Origin of the sequence: Amycolatopsis anabasis (assembly GCF_009765355.1) — a bacterium.
Lineage (GTDB): Bacteria > Actinomycetota > Actinomycetes > Mycobacteriales > Pseudonocardiaceae > Amycolatopsis > Amycolatopsis anabasis.
The window spans coordinates 52,056-75,884 of the sequence record NZ_VTHK01000041.1; the positions used below are offsets into that span (position 1 = coordinate 52,056).

Annotated in this window: 22 protein-coding genes; 6 read left to right on the forward strand and 16 right to left on the reverse strand. The window is 70.7% G+C overall.

Annotation, left to right across the window (positions count from 1 at the left end; translation table 11 throughout):
* Nucleotides 1-6 precede the first annotated feature (6 nt).
* Together FXO23_RS37140 and FXO23_RS37145 are read right to left on the reverse strand one after the other, a co-directional pair.
* Nucleotides 7-939: a TauD/TfdA dioxygenase family protein gene (locus FXO23_RS37140; RefSeq protein WP_158891109.1), complete on the reverse strand. Its 933-nt coding sequence runs from the start codon at nucleotides 937-939 to the stop codon at nucleotides 7-9.
* 164 nt (nucleotides 940-1,103) lie between these two features.
* Entirely contained in the window at nucleotides 1,104-1,424 is a 321-nt protein-coding gene (locus FXO23_RS37145) for a nuclear transport factor 2-like protein (RefSeq protein ID WP_158891111.1), read from the reverse strand.
* 182 nt (nucleotides 1,425-1,606) lie between these two features.
* On the opposite strand from FXO23_RS37145, the gene FXO23_RS37150 reads away from it, so the two are divergent.
* Entirely contained in the window at nucleotides 1,607-3,094 is a 1,488-nt protein-coding gene (locus FXO23_RS37150; protein WP_246258248.1) for a glycosyltransferase family 39 protein, read from the forward strand.
* Here the strand turns inward: FXO23_RS37150 and FXO23_RS37155 are convergent.
* The 9 genes from FXO23_RS37155 to FXO23_RS37195 form a co-directional block, all read right to left on the reverse strand.
* A complete protein-coding gene (locus FXO23_RS37155) occupies nucleotides 3,091-3,276 on the reverse strand; it encodes a PspC domain-containing protein (RefSeq protein ID WP_179956979.1) in 186 nt (61 codons plus the stop codon). The genes FXO23_RS37150 and FXO23_RS37155 overlap by 4 nt on opposite strands.
* Nucleotides 3,277-3,378: 102 nt before the next feature.
* Complete coding sequence (locus tag FXO23_RS37160) at nucleotides 3,379-4,635, reverse strand: S8 family peptidase (RefSeq protein WP_246258249.1); 1,257 nt, start codon at nucleotides 4,633-4,635, stop codon at nucleotides 3,379-3,381.
* A 76-nt stretch (nucleotides 4,636-4,711) separates the two neighbouring features.
* Nucleotides 4,712-6,232, reverse strand: coding sequence for a helix-turn-helix domain-containing protein (locus FXO23_RS37165; protein ID WP_158891114.1), 1,521 nt, complete (start codon nucleotides 6,230-6,232; stop codon nucleotides 4,712-4,714).
* Nucleotides 6,229-7,296, reverse strand: a complete 1,068-nt coding sequence (locus FXO23_RS37170) for an S-methyl thiohydantoin desulfurase family protein (protein ID WP_158891116.1) — start codon at nucleotides 7,294-7,296, stop codon at nucleotides 6,229-6,231. Before FXO23_RS37170 ends, FXO23_RS37165 begins: the two co-directional genes overlap by 4 nt.
* A 62-nt stretch (nucleotides 7,297-7,358) precedes the next feature.
* Nucleotides 7,359-8,093 (reverse strand): SDR family oxidoreductase, encoded by a 735-nt coding sequence (locus FXO23_RS37175; RefSeq protein ID WP_158891118.1) that lies wholly within the window; start codon nucleotides 8,091-8,093, stop codon nucleotides 7,359-7,361.
* Nucleotides 8,090-9,205: an S-methyl thiohydantoin desulfurase family protein gene (locus FXO23_RS37180; RefSeq protein WP_158891120.1), complete on the reverse strand. Its 1,116-nt coding sequence runs from the start codon at nucleotides 9,203-9,205 to the stop codon at nucleotides 8,090-8,092. Before FXO23_RS37180 ends, FXO23_RS37175 begins: the two co-directional genes overlap by 4 nt.
* On the reverse strand, nucleotides 9,202-10,269 hold the full coding sequence (locus FXO23_RS37185; RefSeq protein WP_158891122.1) for an S-methyl thiohydantoin desulfurase family protein: 1,068 nt from the start codon (nucleotides 10,267-10,269) through the stop codon (nucleotides 9,202-9,204). Before FXO23_RS37185 ends, FXO23_RS37180 begins: the two co-directional genes overlap by 4 nt.
* Before the next feature lie 3 nt (nucleotides 10,270-10,272).
* Nucleotides 10,273-11,823: a hydantoinase/oxoprolinase N-terminal domain-containing protein gene (locus tag FXO23_RS37190; RefSeq protein ID WP_158891124.1), complete on the reverse strand. Its 1,551-nt coding sequence runs from the start codon at nucleotides 11,821-11,823 to the stop codon at nucleotides 10,273-10,275.
* Between the two features lie 30 nt (nucleotides 11,824-11,853).
* A complete protein-coding gene (locus FXO23_RS37195) occupies nucleotides 11,854-13,176 on the reverse strand; it encodes a purine-cytosine permease family protein (protein WP_158891126.1) in 1,323 nt (440 codons plus the stop codon).
* 692 nt (nucleotides 13,177-13,868) lie between these two features.
* Between FXO23_RS37195 and FXO23_RS37200 the strand changes: the two genes are divergently transcribed.
* Genes FXO23_RS37200 through FXO23_RS37210 form a run of 3 tightly spaced genes read left to right on the forward strand, consistent with a single transcriptional unit; the run spans nucleotide 13,869 to nucleotide 15,772 of the window.
* Complete coding sequence (locus FXO23_RS37200; protein WP_158891128.1) at nucleotides 13,869-14,126, forward strand: hypothetical protein; 258 nt, start codon at nucleotides 13,869-13,871, stop codon at nucleotides 14,124-14,126.
* A gap of 53 nt (nucleotides 14,127-14,179) precedes the next feature.
* Entirely contained in the window at nucleotides 14,180-14,995 is an 816-nt protein-coding gene (locus FXO23_RS37205) for a hypothetical protein (RefSeq protein WP_158891130.1), read from the forward strand.
* A gap of 6 nt (nucleotides 14,996-15,001) precedes the next feature.
* Complete coding sequence (locus tag FXO23_RS37210) at nucleotides 15,002-15,772, forward strand: tetratricopeptide repeat protein (protein WP_158891132.1); 771 nt, start codon at nucleotides 15,002-15,004, stop codon at nucleotides 15,770-15,772.
* Here FXO23_RS37210 and FXO23_RS37215 read toward each other — a convergent pair whose 3' ends face one another.
* On the reverse strand, nucleotides 15,773-17,017 hold the full coding sequence (locus FXO23_RS37215; RefSeq protein ID WP_158891134.1) for a diaminopimelate decarboxylase: 1,245 nt from the start codon (nucleotides 17,015-17,017) through the stop codon (nucleotides 15,773-15,775). It lies immediately after the preceding gene.
* A gap of 81 nt (nucleotides 17,018-17,098) precedes the next feature.
* Entirely contained in the window at nucleotides 17,099-18,403 is a 1,305-nt protein-coding gene (locus FXO23_RS37220) for an MFS transporter (protein WP_179956980.1), read from the reverse strand.
* 405 nt (nucleotides 18,404-18,808) lie between these two features.
* Here FXO23_RS37220 and FXO23_RS37225 point away from each other — a divergent pair, with 405 nt between their 5' ends.
* Together FXO23_RS37225 and FXO23_RS37230 are read left to right on the forward strand one after the other, a co-directional pair.
* Nucleotides 18,809-19,258, forward strand: coding sequence for a helix-turn-helix domain-containing protein (locus FXO23_RS37225; RefSeq protein ID WP_158891136.1), 450 nt, complete (start codon nucleotides 18,809-18,811; stop codon nucleotides 19,256-19,258).
* Between the two features lie 27 nt (nucleotides 19,259-19,285).
* Nucleotides 19,286-19,792 carry a hypothetical protein gene (locus FXO23_RS37230; RefSeq protein WP_158891138.1) on the forward strand — a complete coding sequence of 169 codons (507 nt, stop codon included), beginning with the start codon at nucleotides 19,286-19,288 and terminating at the stop codon, nucleotides 19,790-19,792.
* A gap of 8 nt (nucleotides 19,793-19,800) precedes the next feature.
* Here the strand turns inward: FXO23_RS37230 and asnB are convergent, their stop codons facing one another.
* Genes asnB through FXO23_RS37245 form a run of 3 tightly spaced genes read right to left on the reverse strand, consistent with a single transcriptional unit; the run spans nucleotide 19,801 to nucleotide 23,574 of the window.
* Nucleotides 19,801-21,639, reverse strand: a complete 1,839-nt coding sequence (gene asnB, locus FXO23_RS37235; RefSeq protein ID WP_158891140.1) for an asparagine synthase (glutamine-hydrolyzing) — start codon at nucleotides 21,637-21,639, stop codon at nucleotides 19,801-19,803.
* A 2-nt stretch (nucleotides 21,640-21,641) separates the two neighbouring features.
* Nucleotides 21,642-22,784, reverse strand: a complete 1,143-nt coding sequence (locus FXO23_RS37240; protein ID WP_158891142.1) for an MAB_1171c family putative transporter — start codon at nucleotides 22,782-22,784, stop codon at nucleotides 21,642-21,644.
* Nucleotides 22,777-23,574: an indole-3-glycerol phosphate synthase TrpC gene (locus FXO23_RS37245; protein ID WP_158891144.1), complete on the reverse strand. Its 798-nt coding sequence runs from the start codon at nucleotides 23,572-23,574 to the stop codon at nucleotides 22,777-22,779. The genes FXO23_RS37240 and FXO23_RS37245 overlap by 8 nt, the downstream gene beginning before the upstream one ends.
* Nucleotides 23,575-23,829: the final 255 nt, after the last annotated feature.

Consider the following 23,829-nt stretch of genomic DNA (forward strand, 5'->3'; position numbering starts at 1 on the left):
CGGGGGTCAGGTGAGCGGGGAGTAGTGGGTGGCGTCGCCGGTGCGGATGGTGCTGCGGGTGCCGTCGATGCTCACCGGGACGTCGCCGGCCAGGGTGATCCGGTGCAGCCGCCGCGGGCTGTCGTCGTAGTCGGCGATCGCGTAGTGCTGGGTCGCCCGGTTGTCCCAGATCGCCACGTCACCGTCGCGCCAGTGCCAGCGCACGGTGTTCTCCAACTGGGTCACCCGCTGCTGCAGGAGACCGAACAGCGTCTGCGACTCGGCGCTGGTCAGCCCGACGAGCCGGTTCACGAAGTGGCCCAGCAGCAACGCGCGTTCGCCGGTTTCCGGGTGCACCCGCACCACCGGGTGCTCGGTTTCGTACACAGTGGACTCGAACTGGTCGCGATAGGACTGGAACTTCACGTCCACCCCGCCGATCCGCGCCTCGTCGACGTTCGCGGCGTAGTCGTAGGCGTTCGTGTGCACCGCCCACAGGCGATCCACCAGCGCCTTCAGCGAAGCCGGCAGCTTCTCGTACGCGGTGACCGTGTTCGCCCACGTGGTGTTCCCGCCGTACGGCGGCAGATGCACCGCGCGCAGCACGCTGATCGCCGGGATCCGGTCCACGAACGTGACATCGGTGTGCCAGCTGTTGGCCTTCGAGTAGTCCGAGTCGATCGGCAGCACGTTCGCGTTGTCCGAGTTCTCGACGGTCGGATGCGCCAGCGTCGGCGTGCCCAGCAGCGAAGCGAAGGCCAGCTGGCCCGCGTCGTCGAGGTGCTGCTGGTCCCGGAAGAAGATCACCTTGTGGGCCAGCAGGGCGTCCCGGATCCGCGCCACCGTGGTGGCATCGAGATCGCCGCCGAGCCGCATGCCGTCGATCCGGGCGCCGGTGTGCGCGCCGAGCCGCACCACTTCGACACCGCCGGGTGCCGCCACGTCCGCCTGCAGAGTCATTGCACCGATCCTTTACGCGACTGGCTTTCGAAGACTGCTTTCGCACGCTAAGGATGAATCGCCGGTGCTCGCAAGGTTTTGTAACGCCGTGAAAATAAGTGGACCCCGATCGTCCCGCATCCCGGACGCCTTTGACGCGCACGGGTTTCCCTGGGCCCGGCTCGTCAGGCCTGCCCGGTCTCGAACCGGCTGATCCGGCCGTCGGACACCACGAACCGCCAGGCCGTGCGCATGGCGCCCCACCGGTCGTTGCGGTAGTTGGCGATCAGCGACCGGCCGTCGTCGGTCGCCGATTCCACCTCCAGCCGCCCGTTGGCGGAGAAGATCTCCTGGTCGACCCACTGATCGAGGTCCCGGTCCGCACCGTCGTCGGACATCGTGGCATCGGGGGTGAGCACTTCGTAGAACGCGTCCCGATCCCCGGCGTTGATCGCGTCGATCAGGGCGCGCACCACAGGATCGGAAATCTCGCTGGTAGTCGGCATGACCCCAGCATGCCAACAACCGAGTCCACTGTGTACTCGCTCGTGCGGGTGACGATCGGCCCCGGTCGGTGCCGGGGCCGGGTGGCCGGATCGTGACCGTTTCCGGGCCCGCCCGGCGGTAGGATCCGCCGGACCAGCCGGTGTGGAAATGGGGGACCGACATGGGGGTTGCCGCCGGGGAAGTGGGAGTTCCACGGATCCCGTTGCCGCGGTTCGCGGTCGGGCCGGTGGGGGTGGTCGTCGCCATCCAGGTCGCGGTGCTCACGGCGTTCTCCGGCCGGTACGGGTTTCATCGCGACGAGTTGTACTTCCTGGCCTCGGGTCACCGTCCGGCTTGGGGATACGTGGACAATCCACCGATCACCCCGCTGCTCGCCCGGGCGGCCACCGAGATCTTCGGGAACAGCCCGAGCGGGCTCCGGGTCGCCGCGACCCTGGGCGGGGCGGCGACCGCGGTGGTGGTCGCGCTGGTCGCCCGGGAGTTCGGCGGCGGGCGGACCGTGCAGGCGGTGGCCGGGGCGGCGGCAGCGTTGTCGTCCCTGGTGCTCGTGGTGTCCCACATGCTGTCCACGGTCACCGTCGACGTGTTGATGTGGACGGTGACCGGGTTGCTGGCGTTGCGGCTGCTGCGCACCGGGGACGGGCGGTGGTGGGTGCCGATCGGCGCGGCGGTCGGGGTGGGGCTGGTGAACAAATGGCTGGTGCTGCTCCTGGTTTCCGCGCTCGGCGTGGCGGTTCTCCTGGCCGGGCCACGGTCGGTGTTCCGGAGCGGCTGGCTCGCCGCCGGTGCCGGGATCGCGGTGCTCCTGGTGTCGCCGACCGTGGTGTGGCAGGTCGCGCACGACTTCCCGATGCTGCGGGTCGCCGCCGAGATCAGCGGGGACGACGGGGTGGAGAACCGGCTCCTGTTCGTGCCGATGCAGCTCGTCTACGCGTCACCGGTGCTGGTGCCGGTGTGGATCGCCGGAATCGTGCGGCTGTGGCGGGATCCGCGCCTGCGCTGGGCCCGCGCGCTGGCGGTGAGCTATCCGGTGCTGTGCGTGGAGCTGCTGGTGCTCGGCGGAAAACCGTACTACTCGGTGCCGCTGCTGATCCTGCTCATGGCCGCCGGGGTCGAACCGGCGCTGCGCTGGCTCAGCGGTGGTCGCCGCGCGATCCGGCGCGCGGTCGCCGGTGCCGCGATCGCCGTGGCGGCCGCGATCGGCGTGGTGGTCGGGCTTCCCGTGCTCCCGCCCGCCGCGCTGAACGGGCCCGTGCTGGCGATGAACAAAGAACCCGGCGAGCAGGTCGGCTGGCCGGAATTCACCGCGGCGGTCGCGGGGGTGTGGCAGCGGATCCCGCCGGAACGGCGCGGCACGGCGGTGATCCTCACCCGGAACTACGGGCAGGCGGGCGCGATCGAACGGTACGGCCCGGAACACGGCCTGCCGCAACCGTATTCCGGGCACATGTCCTATGCGGACTGGGGACCACCACCGGACCGCATGACCGGTCCGGTGGTGCTGGTCGGCCGGTTCGGGCCCCTCCGCGCCCTCACCGGCTGCCGGGTGGTGGCCGTGCACGACAACGGCTACGGCCTGGACAACGACGAACAGGGCACCGCGATCTCGCTGTGCGACCTGCTCTCGGAGCCCTGGTCCGCGTTCTGGCCGGACCTCCGGACGGTCTAGTAGCCCTTGGGGATGAAGATCCACAGGAGCAGGTAGAGCAGGAACTGCGGGCCCGGCAGCAGGCAGGACAGCACGAACAGGATCCGCACGGTACGCGGCTTCCAGCCGAAGCGTTCGGCGAGTCCGCCGCACACCCCGCCGATCACCCGGTTGCGTCGCGATCTCGTCAACTTGGTCGTCATGTCCTCCACGATGCCGGTGGCCGGGGCCCCTCGCATCGGTGACAACCCGGAGTTGTCCCGGAGATGGGGGCGGGGCGCCGCACCCGCCCCCATCTGGGGGAATCAGGACTTCGTGACCGTCAGCACGAAGGTCGCGGCGCCCGCGGCGCAACTCCCCGGATCGGGGTTGCTGCTGATGAACCCGGTGTAGAGCAGCTTGTTCGGCGAGCCGGAGCCGACATTGCCGATCTTGCCGTCGGTCGCGCCCGCCACCAGCGCGTCGCGCGCCTGCTGCGGGGTGGCCGACGGGTTCGCGGTCAGGTACAGGGCGGCGGCGCCCGCCACGTGCGGGGCCGCCATCGAGGTGCCCGACATGGTGGACGTGCTGCCGTTGCTCAGGCCGAGCGAGACGATCTGGTCACCGGGCGCGAAGAGGTCGACGCATTTCCCGTAGTTGGAGAAGCCCGCCCGGCTGTCGTTCGAGGACGGCCGGCTGCCCGCGGTGGCGCCGACCGTGATCGCCTCCGGCACGCGCGCGGGGGAGACGTTGCACGCGTCCTGGCTCTCGTTGCCCGCGGCGACGGCGTAGACGAACCCGGCGGCGGCCGATTTCCGCAGCGCCTCGTCGCCGACGCCGACGTTGTCCATCTTCAGGCTCATGTTGACCACGGCCGGTTTGACCCCGTTGGCGGTCACCCATTCCATCGCGTCGACGGCCGCCGAATCCGGACCGGTGCCGGAGCAGTCCCCGCCCAGTGCCTTCAGGGCGACCAGTTTGGCCTGCTTCGCCACGCCGTAGGTCTTGCTGCCGATCGTGCCGGAGACATGCGTGCCGTGGCCGAAGCAGTCGATGCCCTGGCTGCCGACGAAGTCCTCGCCGACACTCGCCCGGCCCTCGAACTCCGGGTTGTCGGGTTTGATGCCCGAGTCGATGACGTACGCGGTGACCGCGGAACCGGTGTTGGGGTAGGCGTACTTGCCGTCCAGCGGGCGATCGCGCTGATCGATCCGGTCCAGGCCCCAGGTTTCGGCCGCGGTCGTCGTGCCGTCCTGGTAGACCGTGCGCACCGCGGGATCCGCGGCGAGCCGCCGCGCCTGCCGTTCGGCGAGGTTCCGGACCGAGAAACCGCGGATCGTCCTGGTGTAGGTCGAGTGCACGGTTCCGCCGTAGGTCCTGCTCAGCGCGGCCGAAGAATCCTGGACCGCCGTGCCGCGCTCGTTGAGCACGACGATGTAGCTGCCCGGGATGGGTTTCCCGGCGGGCACTACCGGACGTTCCGGTGGGGGCGCGGCGAGGGACAGGCCACCGCTGAACAGCGTGACCACGGCCGCGCCGACGAGCGCGAAACCGGCCCGCCGCATTCGAGTTGTCGTGAACATGTATTCACGATCGGGGAGCGGATACGGCCGAACAACGCCGGTATTCATCCGTAGGGTTACCTAATCAATCCGCCGATCAGCCGTCGTGCAGGGTCACCGTGCGGCAGGCCAGGTGCAGGGCGAGCCGTTCGTCCCGGTGGTTCAGGTCGACGCCGAGCAGCCGTTCGATCCGGTCGATGCGGGCGGTCACGGTGTTGCGGTGCACGCCGAGGACCGCGGCGGTCTCCGCGATGGACGATTCGGCGTCCAGATAGGCCGCGAGCGTCCGGATCAGCTCGCCGGGCTGGCCGTGCAGCGGGGCGACCAGCGCGCGGGCGGCCGGTTCGAACGTGTCCGTGCGGGTCCATTCCAGCAGCAGCTGGGCCATGCCGAGCTGGTCCACGTGCAGGAAGTGCCCGGTTTCCGGGCGGGTCGCGGCCAGCCGGGCGGCGTCGGTCGCCTCGGCGACGGTCCCGGCCAGCCCGTCCGGACGCGGATGCGGCCGCCCCACGCCCATGTGCGCGGGCACGGTCCGGCGCAGGTCCCGGTGCGCTGCCCGTAGCCGCGAGCCGAGGGTGCGCACCTGCCCCGCGGTCGGTTCGTGGTCGAACGTGGTCCACGCCGTCCAGCCGTCGCCGTGCTCGACGACGACCGCCTCGATGCCCGCCGCGCGCAACGCGTGGGCCACCTCCTGCTCCCGCGCGATGGTGTCCACTCCGGACCGCGCACCGATCCGGATGCCGACGTGCCAGCCGCCGAGCCGCCAGCCCGCGTCGGTGGCCCGTCGCCGCAGATCGGCGCCGGGTTCGCCGTCCAACCGGAGCAGATCGCCCAGCAACGCCGCCCGGGACCGCGCGTCCCGCTCCGCTTCGAGGCGGTGGGCGAGCAGCCAGCGCTGCACCGCGCCCGCCGCCAGCGCGAGCGCCGGGGGCACGATCTCGGCCCGCGCGGCGGCGTTCCCGCGCAGCTCCGCGGCCAGCCAGACGGCCGGGCGGGCGGTGCCGGGCAGCAGCGCCGGATGCGCCAGCAGCACGCCACCGTCCACTTCGGTCCGTTGCGGCACCGGTTCGTCCACCCGGACCGGCACCGGACGCGTGATCTCGCCCGCCAGCGGTTCGCCGCGGTCGTCGAGCAGGGCGACCGGGGCGTGCAGCAGCGTGCCGAGCACGCCGACCACATCCTCCGGCGGCCGGGGACGCTCGCCGAGGGCGCGCTGGGTGTCCAGGAGCAGCGCGGCGCGGTCGAGATCCGGGGCCGCCAGGAACAACCGCGCGGCGATCAGCAGCTCGAGCGGCTCCGCTTCCGCCGACAGCAGCGGCACCGCGAGCCGTTCGCACAGCAGGCGGGTGGATTCCAGCGGCGCACCCGCCTGCGCCGGGAGCAGCGCACCGGCGCCGCCGGAGTCGGCGACCCGGCGCAGCAGGGCGTCCACCCGCCAGTCACCGGGTGCGGGCGGGCGGATCAGCACGACGAGTTCACCGGCCGCGATGTCGTGGTCGTAGCCGGGGTCCTGGGCCGGGCTGACCAGCCGCACCGGACGGTCCAGGCCCGCCCGCCCGGCGAGCACCCGGACCGTGCCGCTCCATTCCGGCAGCGCCAGCAACCTGCGCACGGTCATACCCGCACCCCCAGGAGGGCGGGATCGCAGTCGATGCCGTACGCCCGGGGCTCCAGCACCGGAAGCCGCCGGGGATCGGTCCAGAACTCCGCGGCGGGCAGTTGCAGGACTGCGACCTCGATGCCGTACCGGACGAGGTCGCACGGGATCGGCGCCCGGCTCCGGCGGTCGACCACGGCGAGCACGTCCGGGGTGGACGCCACCACCGCGCCGTCGCGCAGCGCGAGCAGGTACTCGTTCTCCATCTCCAGCCGGAGCACCGCGTCCGTCGCGTGGTCGACCACGCTCACGCTGCCGCGGCCGAAACCCGCGCGCCCGTGCCGCCCCGGACCCGGGCGGCGGGCCACCTCGACCACCCGGCCCAGCGCCAGCACGCGGCCGCCGGTGACGTGCGCGAGCGCGTCGTGGTCCGCGGACAGGGCTCGGCGGCCGAGGTCGAGGGCGCCGGTGAACGTGCCCGGGACCGCGCAGGCGGGCAGGTCGGCGGCCCGGACCGGGGCCAGCGCGAACACCGCCCAGCCACCCATCCCGGGCAGGAACCCGCGCGCCGCGCGTTCCACGTCGGCGGGGGAGCCGCGGTCGAGCAGGAGGATCTGCCCGCCCGGCCCGGCCAGGGCGGCCGGGGCGATCCCGCGGCCCACGGCGGCGGTGGACAGCTGGTCGAGCCGGGGCAGGGCGCGGCCGGAAAGATCGGCATCCACACAGGACAGTCCGAGGTCGTCCGCCGCGACCAGCGGCATGATCCCGTTCAGCCCGCCGATCTCGATCGACATCAGCGCCTGGGCGTTTTCACCGGTCCACCGCTGGATCGCGGCCACCGCGGCGCGGAACTCGTCCCCGCCGGGCGGTTTCTCGGCGAGGACCGCGGTCGCGCCGATGATCCCGACCGCCACGACCCGCGTCTCCGGCGCGACCTCGCCGATCGGGAGCACCTCGGGCCGCCGTCCGGCCCGCAACCTCGCGCGCAACAGGGCGGCTGCGGCCGTGGTGTCCCCGCCCCCGCCGGACCCGAGCAGCGTCACCCCGCGCTCCAGCGCCCCCAGATCCTCGAGCTCGATTCGCATAGGAGCACCCTGTCATGAGGGGACCCCTCCGGACACATCTCGTGAGGAGGGGTCCCCTCATGTCACCGGAGGGCGTAGCCGCCGTCCGGGTAGAGGGTCGACCCGGTGGTGAAGCCGTTGCCGAACAGGTAGAGCACGGCTTCGGCCGCTTCGGACTCGCGGCCGAGGCGGTGCAGGAGGGTGTCACGGCGGTACTGGTCGAAGCTGGCTTCGCGCACTTCGGCCGGGCGCTGCGCCCAGAGGTTGCCGTCGATCGTGCCGGGGGAGACCACGTTCACCCGAACCGGGGCGAGTTCGACCGCGAGCCCCCGGCCCAGGCCCTCGATCGCCGCGTTGCACGCCACGTAGGCGGGCGCGGCCGCGGGCGGGCGCACGCTCGCCGCACCGGCCATCAGCACCACCGAACCGTCCCGCGCGAGTTTTGGCGCGGCGTGTTTGACCGCGTGGTACTGGCCCCAGAACTTCGAGTCGAACGGGCTCGCGGCGTCGGCGTCGCTGAGTTCGCGCATCGGGCCCACGCGGTAGGACGCGGCCGGGGTGAAGAGGTGGTCGACCCGGTCCAGCGCGGCGAAGAACTCGGCGAGGGTGGCCTGGTCGGCGGTGTCCACCGTCCGCCACCGGACGGCCCCGTCGAGGGCGGCGCCGTCGAGAGATGCGGCGGCTTCGGCCAGTTTCGCCTCGGTGCGGCCGCCCAGTACGACCTCGGCGCCCGCCGCCACGGCGCGACGGGCCACTTCGAGGCCGATCCCGGAGCCGCCGCCGATCACCACCACGGTCCGATCTCGCAGGGTGTTCATTCCTGTCCTTTCGCGTCGCCGGTCAGCGTTTCGACCGGCTGGAACGGGTAGGGGAGTCCGAACGCGCCGGGGCCGAACACGGCCAGTGCTTCCGGCGTGCGCATCAGGTCCGGGGTGGAGATGCCGATCGCGGTCACCCGCTGCCCGTACCGCAGGCCCTCGGTGGTAATCGGCTCGGCGCGTTCGGAATCGAGCAGGCACACCAGATCCGGGACCACGCACCGCACCTCGCCGTCCACCAGGGCGACCAGGTTCTCGTTCTGGAACACCAGCTCCAGCTTGTGCTCCCCGTCGAAGGACACCGCGGCCGCGCGGCCCCGCGCGAACCCCGCCTCGGTCCGCCGTTCGACGTCCGAGACCTTGCCGCGGAACAGCACCCGCAGGTGGCCGTAGAGTGTGTCGGTCAGCACCTCGGCCAGGTGCGCGACCGGATCGAGGTTGCCCTCCCGGGCTTCGCGGATCGCCCGGCCCACGGTGAGCGCCAGGGTGAGCGTGCGCGGAATCGCCGTGCGCCGCACGTCCGCGCCGCTCATCGGGTACTCGGCGATGTGCGCGACCCCGCCGAGCCGGATGGTCACGCCGCGGGCCAGCCATTCCATCCGCCGGTTGTCCGCCCCGGCGTCGATCACCGCGGTCTCCCCGCGTTCGCCCGCGACGGCCATCGGCGAACCCGGCACGCCGTACACCCCGAACGTCTCCATCTGCAGTTCGGGGAACGCGCGGCCCATCCCGTCCGCGTCCACCACCGGCAGCCCGGTCCGCGCGCCGACCAGCAGGGGGATCATCGAGTTGATCCCGCCGCATTCGATCGGCATGGTCGCCGCGGCCGCGCGGCCGAGCCGGTCCTCCAAGGCGCGCAGGGCCGCCACCGGTTCGGTGCCCCGGGGCAGCTTCTCGAAGACGACCGTCGGCGCGCCCATCTGCGCGGTGGGCACGACCAGCGCGTCATCGTCCACTTCGGACGGATCGAGCACGGTGACCGGGCCGAACTCCCGGATCGCCTGCCGGACCAGCAGCCGCCCCACATACGGGTCGCCACCGCCCCCGGTGCCGAGCACCGCGGCCCCGCGGGCCAGATCGGTGAGGTGGTCCTCGGTCAGCAACCAGCTCACCGCGCCACCCCCACCGGGTCGAGGTCGTAGCCGAAGTAGCGCGGCCCGGCCAGTTCCAGGCCCGCCGGGGAATGCCAGCGCGGATCGGCGGGTGCGGCGATCACCGCGAGCCGCTGGCCGAACCGCAGCGATTCGGTGGTCACCGCGTCGCCGGTCTCGGCGTCCAGGGTGCAGATCAGATCCGGCACCGAAGCCACCACGGCGCCGTCCCGTTCGGCGATCAGGTGCTCGTTCTGGAAGCGCAGCACCAGTTCCCCGGGGTCACCATCCATTCCGGACAGCCGGGCGTCGCCGCGGGCGAACCCGGTGACCGTGCGCCGCTGGACGTCGACCACCTTGCCGGTGAACAGCAGGCGACCGTCCAACCGGGACACCACCGCGCCGACCGGATCGGTGTTCGCGGCCCGGGCGGAGCGGACCAGCGCGCCGAGTTCCGCGCACAGGCTCAGCGTGCCGGGCACCAGCGACTCGCGGGCCTGCCGCCCGGTCATCGCGTACGAGCTGATCATCGCCGAGCAGCCCATGTCGATGGTGGCGCTGCGGGCCAGCCGTTCCGCCCAGCGGTTGTCCACGGTGTCCAGCACGCAGCGGTTGCCCTTCTCGTCGGCGATCGCCATCGGGGTGGCCCGCACGCCGTAGAGCGTGGGCAGCACCATCTGGATCTCCGGGAACGCGCGGCCCATGCCGTCCGCGTCCACCAGCGGCAGCCCCAGCTGGGCCGCGGCGACCACCGGGATGAGCGAGTTCACCCCGCCCGCCTCGTCGCACGCGATGTGCGTCGGCTCCAGGCCGAGGTAGGCGGACAGCATTTCGGCGGCCCGGGCGACCTGGTCGGCGCACGGCAGCTTCTCCACCATCACCGTCGGCGCGCCCATCATGGCCACCGGCAGCACCGCGGCTTCCGGATCCAGTTCGTCCAGTGTCACCAGGCGGACCGGGCCGTGCTCGCGCACCGCGGCGCCCGCCAGCAGGCGGCCGATGTACGGGTCGCCGCCACCGCCGGTGCCCAGGATCGCCGCGCCGCGGGCGAGGTCGTCCAGATCGTCTACCGTGATCTCGCGCATGGTTCAGCTCCCCAGCTGCAGTTCGCCGACGGCCTTGGCCCGGATCCGGGTCGCGTTGCCCGGCAGGTAGGGGATCGGCACCTCGTCGAAGTCCACGATGTCCACTGTGGAGGGACTGGCCCCGGCCGCGACCGCGCGGTCCACCGCCTCCTGCTTGGCCTCGGCGATCACCGAATTCCGTTGCCCCGGCTCGATCGCGTACACCCGGTCCACCTCGCCGCCGATCTGCGCGATGGCCGCGCCGATCGCGTTCGCCACCGCGTAGTGCTCGGGGCGGTGCACCTCGCCGACCCCGGCCAGTTCGTCCGGCAGCAGGACCGAACCACCGCCGACGGCCACCACCGGCAGCGGTTCGGCCGAGGTCCGCATCCGGTCGACCGCGTCCGCCGCGTCGGCGGCGATCCGGTCCAGGGCGGCACGCACCAGATCCTTGTCCAGGTGGGCGACCCGGCCGGGGTCGCCGATCTCCGCGCGCCCGGCGGCCACCGCGATATCGGTGGCGGTGAGCGTGTCCCCGCCGAACACCAGCGCCTTCGAGGTCAGTTCGTAGCCGACCGAATCGGGCCCGACGGTGACCGCGGCCGCGTCCCCGCGCACCAGGCTGCCGCCGCCGATGCCCAGCGAGAGGACATCGGGCATCCGGAAGTTGGTGCGGATCCCGGCCACGCTGACGTCCGTGGTCGCCTCGCGCGGGAAACCCTGGTTCAGCACGCCGATGTCGCTGGTGGTGCCGCCCACGTCGACCACCGCGCAGGTGCTCAGCCCGGACAGCACGGCCGCGCCGCGCATCGAGTTGGTCGGCCCGGAGGCGAAGGTGGCGACCGGGTAGCGCCGGGCGAAGTCGACGTCCATCAGCGTGCCGTCGTTCTGGCTCAGGTACAGCGGCGCGGTGATGCCCGCGCCGCGCACCGAGGCGGCGAGCCCGTCCACGATGCCGGCCGCCAGCTCGCGCAGCGCGGCGTTGATGATCGTCGCGTTCTCCCGTTCCAGCAGCCCGATCCGGCCGATCTCGTGGGACAGCGAGATCGCCGCACCGGGCAGTTCGGCGGCGACGATCTCCGCCGCGCGGGCCTCGAACTCCGCGTTCACCGGGGAGAACACCGAGGTGATCGCGACGCTGCGGACCCCGGCCTCGCCCATTTCCGCGGCGGCCTTGCGCAGTTCGGACTCGTCGAGTTCGGCGATGTGGCGGCCGTCGAACTCGTGCCCGCCGTGGCACAGGTAGCCGCGTCCGGCGATCGCGTCCACCAGGCGCGGCGGCCAGTCCACCATCGGCGGCAGCGACGCGCCCGCGGGCAGGCTGAGCCGGATCGCCGCGGTCGGGGCCAGGCGGCGCGCCTCGACCAGCGCGTTGATGAAATGCGTGGTGCCGATCATCACCGCCCGCACCCCGGCCGGGTCGAACGCGTGCTGGGCCTGCAGGCCGTCCACGGCGGCCACGATCCCGGAGGTGACGTCGGCGGTGGTGCTCGTCTTGATCGCGGCGAGCACCCGCTCCCCGTCCAGCAGGACGGCGTCGGTGTTCGTGCCGCCGACGTCGATTCCGATACGCACTTCGCTGTTTCTCCTTGTTCTCGAACGGTTTTATGCCTTTGCGGGCAGGGCGTCGGCGGTGCGGCTGGCCCCGGTCCCGCGGACCAGGCCGAGCTTCCCGGCGACCACGTAGAGCACGAACGCGACCACGAGCGAGTTGATGCTCGCCAGCCCGACCTCGACGAACTCGCCGACCAGCGCGGCGGCCACCCAGATCACCAGGGTCGCCGGAACCCAGTTCGGGGCGTCCTCCGGCACCGCACCGGCGGCCCGGGCGGTGTCCAGTTGCCCGCGCCAGCGGCGCACCACGAAGTACTCGGCGACCATGATCCCGGCGATCGGCGGGAAGGCCACGCCGAGCGTGGTCAGGAACTCGGTGAACTTGCCGAGGATGCCCGCCGCGGCGAGCACGCTGCCGACGATCCCGAGCAGCGCGGTCGCCACCCCGCGGTGGAGGCGCTTGCCGAACACCGTGCCGACGAAGTTCACCAGGCCCAGCCCGGAGGAGTAGAGGTTCCAGTCGTTGATCTTGAGCGTGCCGGCGACGACCACCAGGATGCCGACCCAGCCGACCGACGAGGTGACGATCGTGGTGATGTCCGCCGACCGCACCGCGTGGGCGAGCAGCACCCCGGCCAGGCCGATCACGTACTCGCCGAGGGTGATGCCGAGCAGGGTCTGCTTGACGACGTCACCGACCGAGCGGTTGAACCGGGTCATGTCCGGGGTGATCACCGCGCCCACGATGAATCCGCCCGCGACCAGCGTGGTGCCCTCCAACAGGGTCAGTTGCGGACCCGGGGGCGCCGAGGACACCAGCGCGCCGAGATCGTGCCGGGAGAGTTCGGTGACGATCGACCACCCGACCAGGATCAGGAACGCGGGGACGGTCAGGTAGGCGGTCCAGGCCATCGAATGGAAGCCGCGGAGCACGATCGCGGTGACGACCAGCCCGAACAGCAACGCCCAGGTCCATTCCGGGAGCCCGCCGACCAGCGCGGACAGGCCCCGCGCGGATACCGCGGACTGGATGCCGAACCAGCCGACCAGGCTGATCCCGATGGCCAGCCCGATCAGCGCCGAACCGCCGCGGCCGAAACCGGTCCAGCGGGCCAGCATCGAGGTGGACAGCCCCTCGCGGACGCCGATCACCCCGACGAAGATCGCGACGATCTCCAGCACCACCGCGCCGAGGGTGAGCGCTCCGAGCGCCTGCCAGAAGCCCATGCCGAAGCCGAGCGTGGCGCCGAGCAGGAACTGGCTCAACGCGGACACCTGGCCGAATCGCTGGATCGCGACCGACCACCAGGAGTAGCGGGCGCGCATCGGCACCCTGGTCAACGCGTAGTCGTCGACACCGACGGACGAGGCCATGCCGACCTCCTTAGCTGTGCGAGCCGTGCGGAAGGAGTGGTTGGCCTGCAACCGTAGATACCGGTCCCGTGCCCGTCAGTGTGGAAAGTGCACAGCGGCACCTCGGCGAAAGTGAACTACGCACAGTCGGGGAAGCGCTGATCTGGGGCCGCAGGTGCAGCTGAAATGGAAAGCGGGCACCCGCGCCAACAGGTACCCGCTAGCCATCCGAGCACACGTCCGGACCCAACCGGAAGGCGACGATGGATGGGGAACGTTCTCACCGAGGAGAGCGTCCGCCTTCCACGCTAAGGCTCCCGGTCGTCCCGCGGCCAGGCGGGTGGGACGTCCTGGACGCCCGGAATTCCGTCCTGGACGCGTCGAACCGCTCCTCGCGGGCGCCGACGGCAGGTTTGGGCACGTCGAGAAACACATCCCAGGCGGTGCTTGTGACGCAGATCACTGCGAATCTCCGAAGCGTGCGCGTCCCAGACCCGTCCTGGACGCCGGCCGCGCGCGGCAGGTCAGTGCGCTGGGCGCGGCGCCGGGCCATGATGGAGGGGTCGATTTCGTCACTGTCGGTCCCGGGTTCGTTACCCCCGCCTGGCGGCGCCAAACGCCCGGTGTGGTGCCCGGTTCGGCACGACGTGGTCGGTGCTGTCCGGACCCAACCTGGAGACCTTCGTGCCTGCCGCGGGGGAGTGGAGTGTGCGATGAACGCGATGACGATGCTGTGGAAGCCGCGGGCGGTTCCCTGCTCGCAGACGGCTGGGGAACAGGTGCGCGCGGTGGCGCAGCTGTCCGTGCTGCTGGTGTTCGTCCTGGTGATGCTGCAGCGCGGCTACGACCCGCAGACCTGCGTGGCCACGGCCACCGCCGTCGCGGTGCTCGCCGCGTGGAGCGGGACGGTCAAGCCCGCCACGGTCGGACGGCGTCTGCCGGTGCTCGGCGAGTGGGGCGGTGCGCGATGACGGTCCCGCAGACGAACCCGCCGGCCGGACCGCCGAGGGCCAAATTGCGTTTGGTGGAGAACAAGCCCACGCGCGCGCAGGGCGAACAGTCCCCGGCGTCGTTCCGGGCGGAGGAGGCGGAGACGGCCAAGGAGTTCTGCGGGCTGCTGGACGAGCTGCGCCAGTGGGTCGGAATCTCCTTCATGACCGTGCAGGGGCTGACCGGGAAGAAGATCTCCAAATCGCGGGCGCACCAGCTGGTGCACGCCGATCAACTGCCCAGCCCGGACGATCTCGTCCTCTTTCTCGAGGCGTGCAACGTCACGACCGAAGAAGCCGACCGGTGGCGGCGCGGCGCGAGCCGGATCAAGAACGGCGCTCCGCGTGACACCGTCTTCGAGAAACCGCGACCGGCACCACGCCCGCGCTCGCCGATGCCGCCGCCCGAGGCCGGACTGCCGCCCGGGGAACCGGCCTTCCAGCCTCTTCACTCCGGCGTCGGCGCGGCACCCTGGGGCACGACCGCACCCGCGCCCACGCCAGCGCCACCACCGATCGACTATTCCCAGGCGGCGATGTCGTTTCCGCCCGCGGTGAAGGGGCCGATGACGGTCAGCGTTCGGGCGCTGCTGATCCTCACCGCGGTGGTGCTGCTGCTCACCGGCGCCACCGCGGGGCTGTGGCTGCTGCGGGTCCCCACCGAACTGATCCTGGCGGTGATCGCGGGAGTCGTGGTCTGCGTCTCGTCCTGGCTGATGGCGTTGCGCTGGCGATGGCAGGCGGGCCTGGACCGGGAGCACCGCCGCCCGTCGTTCCTCGTCGAACCGGATCCCGATGCTGTCTTCGGGGATTCCGATCTCCAGGCCACACCACCGACCATCGGCCTGTAGCGCGCCATGGCCCGGCGACTGCGCATCCTGCCCTGGCGCCGCGGGCAGACCACGGTCGAGCCGCCCGCCCCCAGCCTGTGGGACGAGTTCCTCAGCCGCCCGCCCGAACCCGATGACGACGAAACCCGCTGGCGCGCGGAGGCCGCCGACGGCGACGCCGACGCCATGTTCGCCCTCTCCCGGCTGCTCGAGGGCGACGGCCGCGACGCCGAGGCCGCGGACTGGTGTCATCAGGCCGCCATGGCCGGACATCCGGCGGCCATGGCGGCCCAGGCGCACCTGCACGACCAGCGCGGCGCGAGCGGCGAAGCCCGGTTCTGGTGGCGGCAGGCCGCCGAGCAAGGCGACACCCACGCGATGTACTCCCTCGCCCTCCTGCTCGAACACGGCGGGGAGAAAGGCGAAGCCGAACACTGGTACCAGGCCGCCGCGCGCCAGGACCACGTCCTGGCCCAGGCCCAGCTCGCGTACCTGCTGCACCAGCGCGGCGCCGACCAGGAGGCGAACCACTGGTGGCAGCGCGCCGCCGAGCACGGTCACGTCAGCGCCCTGTACAACCTCGGCTGCCAAGCCGCGATCGCCGGTCATACCCGCGACGCCGAGACCTGGTGGCAGCGCGCCGCCGAACTCGACCACGTCGACTCCATGATCTGCCTCGCGCGGCTGCTGGACAGCGAACAGGACGCGCGGGCCGGGCACTGGTGGCACCGCGCAGCCGCCGAAGACCACCCCGTCGCGGCTACTGGATCTGGCTGGGCGCGCCGGTCGCGGGGGTGACTAGCCCTCCAGTTTCTGCTTCTCCGGGAGGAGGTGGCGCCACTTGTCGAGCTCGTCCCCGCGCGCGGTGATCAGGTGCGCCGATCCGGCGGCGTCCACCAGCACCTCCGCCGCCGACTGGACGTTCATGAACTCCATGTGCTGCGTCGCGCAGTACGCCCCGACGTCGAGTATCACGAGGTGACTCCGCGAGTCGACGCCGTCGGGCACCCAGTACTGGCCGGGCAGGATGTAGTCGTGCCGCAGGACGCTGCGTCCGCGCAGTTCGGCGTGGACGCCGGAGGCGTTCGCCGGCTGGATTTCCGCCATGGACGCGTCCAGGAACACCACGTTGTGCCGCCGGTTCCGGAACTGGGCCGACGGCATGAGCATCCGCGATCCGTCGGTCACGACCAGGTTGGTGACCGGGTTCGTGATGACGTCGCGTTTCACCTTCAGCAGGAGCGCCCCGGTGTCGGCCAGCACATCGCGTGCCGGTTCGAAGAGGAACTTGACCCGGTCGGGCACGCCCATCCGGTCCGCGGTCTTGCGGAGCGCCGTGAAGTACCGGTTCCAGTCGAAGTGCTTCTCCGACTCGTCCCACTCCTCGTAGACGAATCCGTATCCGCCCGCGAAGTTGATGGCGCGGGCGGTGGGGAAGTAGGTCTGGAAGATCGAGAAGAGGTTCTCGATGATGCCGATCATTTCCTGGGGCGAATGTTCGCTTCCGCAGTACGCCTCGAAGCAGTCCAGCTCCCGCCCGTGTTCGGCCAGCATATCGGCCAGGGCGGCCAGCTCGTCGTACTTGATTCCCGGCTTTCGCGAGCCGAGGCTGTCTATTCGAACGCTGACCGAAGGAGCGCCGCTGCGCAGCTGGTAGCGGACTTCGTCCAGGCTCGACAGGAATGTCGGCAAACCGGTCCGGGTCCAGAAGTCGATCTCGTCATCGGAAACGTGCCCGGGGGATACGATGAACTTGTCGAATCCGAATTGCCGGAGGATCCGGTATTCGCCGGGCAGTTGCAGCAGCACCCCCGCGGCCACGTCTTGCAGCGCCCTCAGGACATGCGGGTTGGAATTGGGGAAGAAGGGGATGTACAACTCGACTCGGTCGTCGAGTCCGGCGGCCGTGGCCGCTTCCTTGATACGCTCGATGTTCTTCAACAACTGCGCTTCGCTGTAAATGAACAGCGGAGTACCCGCGCATTCGCTGATCAGTCGCAGATCGATTCGGCTGACCCACGAATGGCAAAAACTGCTGGCCATCCAACGCCTCAGCTCGCTCGCTAACGGTTCGAGGCAGACCTTACCAGCGTTCCGCTCGTGGAACGCAAGACCGTCGTGCGATCAACCCAGATAGCCCGGTTTCGCCTGGTGCCGGGAATGTGTTTCGGGCAGGGCGAATATGCAGGCCAGGCTGAGTGCCGCGGCCCCGGCGACGTAGATTCCGACCGCGGTGAGCCCGTAGCGGTCGGCCAGCCAGCTCGCCACGATGGGAGCGGCCGAGCCGCCGACGATCCCGCCGATGTTGTAGGCGAGCGCCGCCGCCGAGAGGCGGAAGCGGGCTTCGAACAGTTCGGGCAGGAACGCCCCCAGCGGCCCGTACACCCAGCCCATCACGGTCAAGCCCAGGGCGAGGGCGATCCAGGTCAGCCCGAGGTGGCCGGTGCCCATCGCCCACACCACGACGAACGCGGCCGGCACGCTCGCCCCGCATCCGGTCAGCAGCACGAACCGGCGGCCGTACCGGTCGCTCATCCGCCCGCCCAGCACGACCCCGAGGGCCATCCCGGTCAACGCGGCGATCACCAGGGGCAAGATCGTGTTGCGCTGGATGTGCAGGGTGCCCGTGCCGTACGAGAGCGCGAACACGGTGCACAGGGTGAAAAGCACGTAACCGCTCACCGCGGCCCCCGCCGCGAGCAGGAGCCGGCCCGGCCGGTGGCGCACCATTTCGAGCAGGGGCGCGGAACTGCGCCGCTTCTCGCGAACCAGGGTGACGAACGCGGGCGTCTCGTTGATCCGCAACCGAACCCAGAGGCCGAGCACCACGAGCACCACGGAGGCCAGGAACGGCACCCGCCAACCCCAATCGCGGAACGACGCGTCGTCCATCACCACCGACAGCACCAGGAGCACTCCGCTGGAGCCCATGAATCCGACGCACGGGCCCAGTTGCGGGAAAGTGCCGTAGAAGCCGCGCCGGCCGGCCGGCGCGTGCTCCACCGCCACCAGGGCGGCGCCACCCCATTCGCCGCCGACGCCGAACCCCTGGATCAGGCGGAACAGGACGAGCAGCAGCGGAGCGGTGATGCCCGCCGTCGCGTAGCTGGGCAGGAAGCCTATGGCCACCGTCGACAGGCCGGTGATGAGCAGCGCCACGACCAGCACCGACTTGCGTCCCAGCCGATCGCCGAGGTGGCCGAACACCAGCGCGCCGAGGGGGCGCGCGATGAACGACGCCGACACCGCGGCGAACGAGGCCAAGGTGCCGGCGAGCGGTGAAAGGGTCGGGAAGAACACCTTGTTCAGCACCAGTGCGGCGGCGGACGCGGAAAGGAAGAAGTCGTAATACTCGATCGCGGTCCCCGCGAAGGTGGCCATCGCGATCCGCTGCGGTGACATCTCCGGGGCGGGTCTCGTTCCGCTCATGTCCGCACGCTCGCCATCTGCGCGAAGAGATCCCGGCCCGCCGGTTCGGATGGCTGGCGGCGGCACATCGCCGTTGCCGCCGTGCGAGGCCGATCTGGACGCCAGCAACGGGATGTGGGCCGCACTGCAGGTCTTCTCGAGCGGTGTCGCTCGGTCACACCCCCAGGGTGTCCGTGCGCCGTACGCTGGGAAAACCCATTTGTAAACATCGCCCATCCATGAGGTAGCGGGCCATTATCGGACCTGTTGATCAACCCCGTACACGTCAGCGAATAGTTCGATTGTGACTCTACACTGAGGTGTACAAAGATTGTCAACACGGGGGTCACCGAGATGGCCTATGCTTGAAGCTCCAGTTGCTGGCCGCTGGCGGGGATGCCGCGATCTCAGGCGGAGGGGTGAGTGATGACGCCGGCAGAGTCGACCCGGTTGACCCGAGGGCTCGCTGCGAAGCTCGACAAGCTGATCAAGGGTGTGCAGGGACCCGGAGGTCGGCCAGGCGTGCACGTCCTGGCCCAGCAGATCCGGGACGCGACCGGTATCTCCATTTCCGGAACCTATTTGAATCAACTCGCCAGCGGTCGGCGGGACAATCCGACGGTGCGCCAGCTGGAAGCGCTGGCGACCTTCTTCGGGGTGGAGCCGTCGTACTTCCTGGACGAGGCGACGCCCGAGAACGGCGGGGATCGGCTGCGCCCCGACCTGGCCGCCGCCCTCCGCGATCGCGGAGTGGAAATGATCGCGCTCCGCGCGGACGGACTGTCGGCCGATAGCCAGCGGGCGATATTGAGCATGATCGACCAGGCTCGCCGGATCGAGCAGATCGATGTTTCCGATGATGACAAGAAGAACTAGACGCCGCGGAGGGGTGAATCTCCGGAAATGATCGAGCGGGACCTGCGGCGGCGCTGCGCTGATGCTGTGCGGGATCTTGTCTTTCCGCAACCTTTTTCGGCGAAGAAGCTTTGCGCGAGTGTTGCCAGGCAGCGCGGGCGCCCCCTCTACCTGCACCAATTCAGCGCGGACTGGGTCGGCGGGGAGAATTTGTGCGGGGTGTGGATCGGCACGGACGTCGCTGATCACATCTTCTTCGAGCAGCAAACCTCACCATTTCATCAGGAACACATCATCCTGCACGAACTCGGGCACATGATCTTCGAGCATGCCATGCCGGAGCTGCTGGACCAGTTCGACCCCACGGTGTTCGACGACGGCGCGAACCTGGCCCACGTCCAGAACGCCCTGCTGCGGGCCAGCTACACGACGCAGCAGGAGCAGGAGGCGGAACTGGTGGCCAGCCTCATCCTGACCCGCGCGGGCTGGGATCGCACCTCGTCGCCGCGCGGGGAGACCAGGGCGGTGCGGGCGGCGCTCGGCCTCGACGAGTAGCGGCACTGTCAGGCGAGCCGCAGCCGCGGCCGGTAGACCTCCATCCAGGTGACGAAATCCAGCAGGTACTCCAGGTGCTTGCGGGTCGGGCCGGTGATCGCGCCCGGTTCGGCGGCGGCGACCCGACGAGCCCAGGCGCGGTCGAAGAAATCGAACACCCGGTGGTCTCCCTCGCCCAGCAGCTGACCGAGCTGCTGCTGCACGGCCATCACGTACTTGACGTCCTGCGTCGCGGGGAACGGGCTCTTCTTCCGCCGGGCCACCGCGTCGGGCAGCACGTCCGCGGTGGCCGCGCGCAGCAGGCTCTTCTCCCGCCCGTCGAAGGCCTTCATCGCCCAGGGCGCGTTGAACACGTACTGCACCAGCCGGTGATCGCAGAACGGCACCCGTACCTCCAGCCCGGTCGCCATGGTCATCCGGTCCTTGCGGTCGAGGAGCAGGCCGAGGTGCCGAGTCAGGTTGAGGTAGTCCACTTCTCGCATGCGCCGCTGCTCGGCGCTCTCGCCCTCGAGCACGGGCGCCTGGGCCATCGCCTGCTCGTAGTTGGTCCGGTTGAAGGCCGGGAGGTCGAGCAGGGCGGACATCTCCGGGGTCAGGGGCACCGGCGGTTTGGCGGCCTGGCCCGGCGGCGAAGCCATCCAGGGAAAGGTCGGCTGGGCGGCCCGCCCGTCGTGGCACCAGGGGTACCCGCCGAAGAGCTCGTCGGCCGACTCCCCGGACAGGGCCACCGTCGACTGCTCGCGCACGGCCTGCGACAGCAGGAAGAGAGACAGGTCCATATCGCTGAACCCGCCCGGTACGCCGCGCGCGGTGACCACGGTGCGCCGCACCTCGGGATCGGCCATGGCGGAATAATCCAGCACGATGTCGCTGTGGTCGGTACCGGCGAACGCGGCGACCTGGTGCGCGTACGGCGTGTCCGGCGAGCCCCAGGTCTGGTTGGGGACGAACCTGGCCGTCTGCCCGGCGAAATCGACGGCGAAACTGCGGAGCCGGGCCTCGCGACCGGCGAGCCGTCGTGCGGCGATACCGGTGACCGCGCTGGAATCCAGCCCGCCGGAGAGCAGGGAGCACAGCGGCACATCGGCGACGAGCTGACGTTCGATGACATCGTCGAGGAGTTCGCGGACCCGGGCCACGGTCGAGGGCAAGTCGTCGGTGTGCGGACGGGCCTCGAGTTTCCAGTACACCCGCTCCCGGCAACCCGCCCGATCGGCGACCACGAGCGCCCCGGGCAGCACCTCGTGCATACCCGCCCAGCTCGCCCTGCCGGGAGTCTTGTCGCGCACCAGGAACTGGCTCACGTGTTCGGCGTCGACCACCGGTTCGGCCAGCGGGTTCGCCAGGATGGCCCGCGGCTCGGAGCCGAACAGCACACCGTCGTCGGTCGGGAAGTAGAACAGCGGCTTGACCCCGAGCCGGTCGCGGACGAGCAGCAGCCGATCGGTCCGGCCGTCCCAGATGGCGAACGCGTACATGCCGTTGAGGTGATCGACGAGCTCGTCGCCCCATTCCAGGTACGCGTGCAGGACGACTTCGGTGTCGCTGGCCGTGGCGAACCGGTGGCCGCGGCGGCGCAGTTCGTCGCGGAGTTCGGTGAAGTTGTACGTTTCCCCGCTGTAGGTCAGCACAATGGCGCCCGACGGCAGCCGCAGTTCCATCGGCTGCGCGCCCCCGGGCGGGTCGATGACCGACAGCCGGCGGTGCCCGAGGGCGGCCGTCGGGGAGATCCAGGTGCCCGCGGCGTCCGGTCCGCGCCGCGCCATGGTCTCGGTCATCGCGTCGACGGTTTGTTCCTCGGTGGTCAGGTCGCGGCGATACGCGATCCAACCGGTAATTCCACACACGTTCAGGCTCCCGCGGTTGGCGCGTTCCGGTAGACCTTGGCCACCTTCCGGAGGAATTCGATCTCGGTGGTCACATTGGCGCCGCCGAGGCTGGCGACGTTCAGCGGATGCGGCTGGGCCGGTGTGCCGTTGAGCTTCGCCTCCCTGGCCAGCCGCAGCCAGTGCGCGGTGATCAGCGGTTCCTGGTCCGGTTCGCCGGCGTCGCCGGCGACCGCGCGCTGGATGTCGGCGAGCTGCCGCGGTTCCACGTAGTCGCGCAGAACCAGGATGGCATCACGGATTTCCACCACGATCCGGTACAGCGAGAGGCGCAACGCCCGGGTCGAGAGCACCAGCGCCCGGGCCCGCGAACTGGGGCGGGTCAACGCGACCTGCGGCACCGCGTCGGTGAGCTCCGACCAGATCGGCCGAAGCTGCCAGAAGGAGCGCAGGTCGCGCGCCCTGCCGGTGAGGACGAACACCAGCGGGATGGCGGTGGCCGTCGCGTAGAGCAGGCCGGCGCAGCCGACGATGAGGGGAGCCGCGGCCGGGATGCCCGCGAAGCGCGTGAACAGGACGATCGCGTTGCCCAGCCAGTACGCACCGAACAGGCCCGCGCCCACCCCGAAAAGCCGGAGGGCGATCCGCAGGACCAGGGTGTCTCCCCGCCGGCTGTACCGCCAGCAGACGACGACACAGGCCGCGTTCACGCCGATGTGGGTGGCCGCCGCCACCAGCCAGTAGGCCGGCGAGGGCGACGGGTAGCCGACCAGCGGGATCCGGTGCAGCAGGTGCTCGGGCGCGACGAGGTCGAGGATCACCATGGCCGTGATCACCGCGCCCGCCCCGCCGAACAGCAGCCACACCCGCCGCCGGATCCCGGCGGCGGTGGTCACGAAATCCATCACCGCGAACGCGGAGAGAATGCCGAACAGGTTGCCCGCCAGCGGCACGTAGTGCGTTTGCCCGACCAGCCCGAACAGGGCGTTCACCACGGCCGGGTGGTGAATGGTGACCGCCCCGGCCGACATCGCGACCGCCACCCACAGCCCGCGCTGGGCGGGGGTCCGGACCACGACGGGCGCCCGGACCAGGGTGACCACCCACATGCTGACGATCGCGATCGCCTGCACGTGGAGACCGAGGTTCCGCAGTACCTCAAGCATGCTTTCCCGGAGCGACCCGGCGGCGAGCCGGCACCCCGGTCAAGCTTCGCAGCGCGGAGCCCGGATCTTCGCTACGCAGCAGGGTTTCGCCGATGAGCGCGGAATCGAACCCGTCACCCGCCGCCCGTTCGACGTCCGACCGATCGCGCAGTCCGCTCTCGGCCACGCTGACCACGCCGTCGGGGATCAGCGACCGCAGCCGTGCGGCGCGGTCCACGTCGACGGTGAACGTGTTGAGGTCGCGGTTGTTGATCCCGATGATGGTCGCCCCGACCCGCACCGCGCGCTCGATCTCCGCTTCGTCGAAGGCTTCGACGAGCGGATCCAGGCCCAGTCCCCGGGCGGTCGCCACGATATCGGCGAGTTCGCTGTCGTCCACCGATCGGACCACCACGAGAACGCCGTCCGCGCCGCACGCGTGCGCCAGTTCGACCTCGCGGGGATCGACGACGAAATCCTTGTAGAGCACCGGGATCTCGACCGCGCGGGCGGCCTGCGCGACCAGATCGGGGGAGCCGCCGAAGAACGGTTCGTTCGCCAGGACCGAGATGGCCCGGGCGCCGTTGGCCTCGTAGGTCTTGGCCAGCGGTACCGCCTTCTCGACCGGCCACAGGTCGCCCTTCGCCGGAGATCGGGGCTTCACCTCCGCGATGATCGCGATGTCGGACTGCGTCAGCGCCGACGCGAATCGCCCTTCCCGCGCCGGGCGGGGACGCTGTCCCGCCGGCGGGAGCGGCCCGTCACCCGATCCCCACTGCTCCCGCTTCGCTGCGACAATGCGCGCAATCATTTCGTCCAAGCGCACGAAAACTCCCCACGGTGACAGGCTTCGAAAGCGTACGCGGCGAGTTTAGTAGTACCGGTGCGAGCGACAACAGTGCGGTCGTCCGGGGCATAAACCGGAGCGGCGTCGAGTTGAAATAAGAAGTGCCGCGCTCTACCAGCCTGGGGGTCACCGGGAGCGCGGCACCGGAAATAACCATACCCCGATACTTAGCAACGGGTCAATCCCTGTTGTATCGTACGCTGAGAAATACAATGACCG